The sequence below is a fragment of the Flavobacterium sp. genome (genome assembly GCF_043720215.1).
Lineage (GTDB): Bacteria > Bacteroidota > Bacteroidia > Flavobacteriales > Flavobacteriaceae > Flavobacterium.
Map to the genome: position 1 here is coordinate 1 of NZ_JAYSSZ010000115.1, position 4,280 is coordinate 4,280.

A 4,280-nucleotide genomic window follows, 5' to 3' on the forward strand; every position below is an offset into this window, starting at 1 on the left:
ATTTCTTGAACAATTTGTAATTTAAAAGACATACTGTAGTCTTTTTGGGTACGCTTTACATAGCGAGGTTCCTGGGTGTTTTCCATAACGATGAATTTGTGTATCGCTATTTTAGGACAAGACATAAAAACAACAAAAAAAGCTGGTCACTATGGCGATTCATCTACTTATGAAAAGCATCTGAATGAGAAAGCTGAGTTTTATAGTTTCTTATTATATCACTTAAACCAATAATAAAAGGCTCGCAATTGCTAGCCTTTCATTATTGATTTTTTACTTGTAACTATCTACCAATATACATTACGTTTATTTCGCAAAGGTTACCCAAAACAGAGTTAGAGCCCGCTACATGAGGATGGGAAGTTGTGGTTACATTGTCATCAGCATCAGCACTATATGCTGCATTTATTGTACACGTATCTCCAGCATTTAGCACTACGGTTTGTGTAATATTTGCTTCGTTGAAAAGTTCATAATAGTCTTGAGAGGAAAAAGTGCCACTTCTGTAAAAACTTTCAGAATGAGTATATTTTCTATAATTTACTCCTTGAATAGTTAGTTGGAAATTTCCTTCTACAAAACCAACTTTTGCTGCAGTTGAAGAAACAGGACTTGCGCCTAAATATCCAGTAAAAACAAAAAGATATTTACCATCATAAGGAGCTACAAATGTTCTAGCAGTTAAGCCTGTAAGATTTACATAAGTACCTACGTTGGTTACCATTCGGTTTCCTGGTGCTGTTTGTATAAATTTTGTTTCGAAATATTTATGAAATTGAGAAATCCATTCTGTACCGTCCCAAAAATATAAACCGGGAGTAACCCCATAAGTTCCAGGGGTAGTATTTGTATTAAAAACCATTGTGCCAATTTCAGCAACAGAATTTGTTAAAAAAACTCCAGTTAATGGGTTTTTAACAGGCGCCGCTACGTTTGTAGCAGTTAAAACTACACGAGGCATGAGCAATCCGTAGTTATTTGCACCCGCTACAACATCAAGAGCAGCATTAGGTGTGGTAGTTCCTATTCCTACTTGAGCATTTATAGTATTCATCAGAAATAAAAAGAACAGGATACAAACAATCTTTGTTTGAGGTTTAAGTTTAATAATCGTTAAGAACATAATAATCGTTTTGGTTTAGTTTGTTTTGTTGCAATTCTCATAAAAATACAATGATTTTTAATCTATTATACTAAAAATCAATAAACTCGATAAAACGACAATTTTTATCGGTTAAATGCGGTTAAATAAAAAAGGTGCTAATTTTAGCACCTTTTGTTTTTCTAAGAATTCCAGTATCAATTTTTAGGACTAGTTATTAGAATCTAAAAACCATAATTTACACCTAAACCAAATACTTCTCTAATTTGAAATGCGCCTCTAGCATTGTCATCGTACAGCGCTTGAAAAGCTATATTTGTAGAGATATATTTATTTATTTGCATCACCAAATTCATTTGATAATCGATATCTATATTTTGTGGTTTGTCTAGGTAATTGGAATATAGATTTAAAATATTTTCCATCGAAATATTTTCCATCAAGTTTAACTTATAATAACCATTTAGAGCGGCTCCAAATTCAAATCGACTAGATTTTCCTTGCTCTACACCAAAAGCAGAACCTAATTGTGTAAAATGGTCATGAACAAATATTAATTTTGAGGTTGCTGGTGCAATATTTACTTTTAGATTATCGCTTTTTTTCCACAACATACCAGGTCCTGATTGCAAATAAGCTGGCGAGAAAAAATGAGATATTTTTGTTCCTGTTGCTGGATCAACACCAGAATCCATTTGGGTTTTAAAGTTCAAATACCATGAATAATACCAGTTTCCTTGACCTGCCTTTCTTCCCAAAAGTGAAGTAAATTCTAATCTGTCGTCTGATTTTGTCATGTCTTTTCCCTTAAGTTTAGTTAAACCATAAGAACCAATGATTTTATTGTCCCAAACTATTTTTCCTGCTTTGTAGTTAAAATCATAGTTAAGACCTAAATTTCCAGCCATATTTGCTGTCCCACCACCTAACCAATCATTATTAAATGCCGATTGATTAAATAAAAACACAATGTTGCCGCTACGTTTCCAACCTACATTTGTAGTGTCATCTAATTTAAGGGCAGCCATTACATTTTTATTAAGTAATTCTTTTTCGTTTACTTGTGCATTAATATTGATTCCTAAAAGAAAAGTTGCTAATACCAAAATTATTTTTTTTATCTTAAATTTTTTTAAATTTTGTGCAAATTTATAAAAAATAAGGAAAAAATTAATTTATTTTCTTTTAAATAAAGGAACTGCGGAACAAGCCTCACCATACATAATACTCTTTGCAAATGGTTGGAGTTTTTGTACAGCGAGAATATAAGCACTTTCGGGAACAGGTTTTTTAGAACAACCTTTTATAATTACGGGTTTATCTTGGTACTTAGAATAATCAATTGTAGATAATATTTCTTGGTATAAACTAGTTTCTAAATCTTGTAAATTACCACTTACCACTTTTTTTGCAAATGGAGAAACATGAGTCGTGACTAAAATACTTGCCCACGCAGGAATAACAGCTTCTGTAGAACAATGTATGGCTACATAATGATTCTCATATTGTGACCAATCATGATTTTTTAGCGCTTCACGAAAGTCTTTCTCTTTTAATAAAAAACCTTCATAAAGCCACTGCGAAATGTCTATTTGCGTCCGAATTTCTTTTGCATAATAATCCTCTAAATCGAAAACTTCGAGCACAGAATTAGCAACCTTATTTATTATTTCGTCTTGCATTTTATAGCATTCCTAATTCTAATTTTGCTTCTTCACTCATCAAATCTTTTGTCCATGGCGGGTCAAATGTGATTTCTACCTCACAAGATTTTACAGTATCTATTTTTTTGATTTTGTCTTCAACTTCTCTTGGTAAAGTTTCAGCCACTGGACAGTTAGGTGAAGTAAGTGTCATTAGGATTTTTACATCTAGTGTTTCATTTACAAAAACATCATAAATTAATCCTAGTTCGTAAATATCTACAGGGATTTCTGGATCGTAAATCGTTTTTAAAACTTTTACTGCTTCTTCTCCTAAATTGATTGTATCGTTAAATTCTTCCATAATTTTTAATTTTTAGCTTGAAAAGCCAATGCGTACATTTTTATTTGTTTTATCATCGATACCAATCCGTTTGCTCGAGTTGGTGATAAATGTTCTTTAAGTCCAATTTCGTCAATAAAATTCATATCGGCCTCAAGAATTTCGGAAGCTTTTTGATTCGAAAAAACTCGAATTAATATGGCTATAATTCCTTTGGTTAAAATCGCATCACTATCGGCAGTGAAAACAATTTTGTCATCATCTAATTCTCCTTGTAGCCATACTTTCGACTGGCAACCTTTGATAATGTTTTCATCGGTTTTGAATTCTTCTTTTATTAAAGGAAGATTTTTCCCTAAATCGATGATGTATTCGTAGCGCTGCATCCAATCATCGAACATTGAAAACTCATCTACAATTTCTTCTTGAATTTCTTTTATTGTCATTATTTTTTCTCTGAATAGGAAACTAATTTAGTTACTAGTTTTTCGATTTCTGCAGGAGGAAAACCATGATCAAAACCAGCACCATTATATTCTGTACCGTTTGATGTGATTTTTAAATTTGCGTGAGCAGCTCCGTCATACATTCTTTTTTCTGATGGCGCTTTTAAAGTTGCCAGACCATCGAGGTTTATTGCTTTAATTAAGTTTGATATTTCAGAAATATCTTCTTTAGAAAGCATAAGAACGGTTCCTTTCCCTTCGCTATTTCTGTCAGAAACAATAGTTATTTGGTTGTTTTCGAAGATAATTTTGCTAAAAAACCCTCTAGACATTGCTTCATATTCGACTTTTGTCCCTGTTTGAACTTTATTTTCTGCCATCTCAGATTTTGTTATTTCTGTTTGAGTTGTTGAAAGAGTTTCAGTTGTTTGCTTCGCCTGTTCGCTGACGCTCGAGTCTTTTTTTGGCTGACATGATTTTGTCATGAATAAACTTAGAAATACTAATGCAATTGTTTTCATAATTTTTGTTTTTTAGAGTTTTTTAGCCCTGATTACTTCACTTAATTTCTATTTTCATCGGAGTTCAGTGAACTTCGTTTGCAGTCGAAATCCTTTTTTGAGGCTTTTCGCCGAAAAAAAAGATTACAACGGATAGCAGGAATAGCTTCAAATAATTTTAAGACAACATCGTTTTTGCTTTTTTGACAGCTTCTACAAATATATCAATTTCTTCTTTGGTATTAT

At 32.2% G+C, this 4,280-nt stretch carries 7 protein-coding genes; 1 reads left to right on the plus strand and 6 read right to left on the minus strand.

The features are described from left to right. Positions 1 to 90: 90 nt before the first annotated feature. On the plus strand, positions 91 to 234 hold the full coding sequence (locus ACHZC3_RS05545) for a hypothetical protein (RefSeq protein WP_394758885.1): 144 nt from the start codon (positions 91 to 93) through the stop codon (positions 232 to 234). A gap of 49 nt (positions 235 to 283) precedes the next feature. Here the strand turns inward: ACHZC3_RS05545 and ACHZC3_RS05550 are convergent, their stop codons facing one another. From ACHZC3_RS05550 to ACHZC3_RS05575, 6 genes are all read right to left on the minus strand, one after another. Then, on the minus strand, positions 284 to 1,054 hold the full coding sequence (locus ACHZC3_RS05550) for a hypothetical protein (protein WP_394758886.1): 771 nt from the start codon (positions 1,052 to 1,054) through the stop codon (positions 284 to 286). Positions 1,055 to 1,326: 272 nt separating this feature from the next. After that, positions 1,327 to 2,223 (minus strand): DUF3078 domain-containing protein, encoded by an 897-nt coding sequence (locus tag ACHZC3_RS05555; RefSeq protein WP_394758891.1) that lies wholly within the window; start codon positions 2,221 to 2,223, stop codon positions 1,327 to 1,329. Positions 2,224 to 2,277: 54 nt separating this feature from the next. Continuing rightward, positions 2,278 to 2,784, minus strand: coding sequence for a DUF2480 family protein (locus tag ACHZC3_RS05560; RefSeq protein ID WP_394758887.1), 507 nt, complete (start codon positions 2,782 to 2,784; stop codon positions 2,278 to 2,280). A gap of 1 nt (position 2,785) precedes the next feature. Continuing rightward, complete coding sequence (locus ACHZC3_RS05565; protein ID WP_394758888.1) at positions 2,786 to 3,109, minus strand: SUF system Fe-S cluster assembly protein; 324 nt, start codon at positions 3,107 to 3,109, stop codon at positions 2,786 to 2,788. A gap of 5 nt (positions 3,110 to 3,114) precedes the next feature. Then, positions 3,115 to 3,534 (minus strand): SufE family protein, encoded by a 420-nt coding sequence (locus ACHZC3_RS05570; protein ID WP_394758889.1) that lies wholly within the window; start codon positions 3,532 to 3,534, stop codon positions 3,115 to 3,117. Beyond that, positions 3,534 to 4,055: a hypothetical protein gene (locus ACHZC3_RS05575; protein ID WP_394758890.1), complete on the minus strand. Its 522-nt coding sequence runs from the start codon at positions 4,053 to 4,055 to the stop codon at positions 3,534 to 3,536. The genes ACHZC3_RS05570 and ACHZC3_RS05575 overlap by 1 nt, the downstream gene beginning before the upstream one ends. Between the last annotated feature and the right edge of the window lie 225 nt (positions 4,056 to 4,280).

Bases quoted from the DNA above. Each gene is read 5' to 3' on its own strand.
- ACHZC3_RS05545 (WP_394758885.1), top strand. From the start codon at position 91: ATGAATTTGTGTATCGCTATTTTAGGACAAGACATAAAAACAACAAAA.
- ACHZC3_RS05550 (WP_394758886.1), bottom strand. From the start codon at position 1,054: ATGAATACTATAAATGCTCAAGTAGGAATAGGAACTACCACACCTAAT.
- ACHZC3_RS05560 (WP_394758887.1), bottom strand. From the start codon at position 2,784: ATGCAAGACGAAATAATAAATAAGGTTGCTAATTCTGTGCTCGAAGTT.
- ACHZC3_RS05565 (WP_394758888.1), bottom strand. From the start codon at position 3,109: ATGGAAGAATTTAACGATACAATCAATTTAGGAGAAGAAGCAGTAAAA.
- ACHZC3_RS05570 (WP_394758889.1), bottom strand. From the start codon at position 3,534: ATGACAATAAAAGAAATTCAAGAAGAAATTGTAGATGAGTTTTCAATG.
- ACHZC3_RS05575 (WP_394758890.1), bottom strand. From the start codon at position 4,055: ATGAAAACAATTGCATTAGTATTTCTAAGTTTATTCATGACAAAATCA.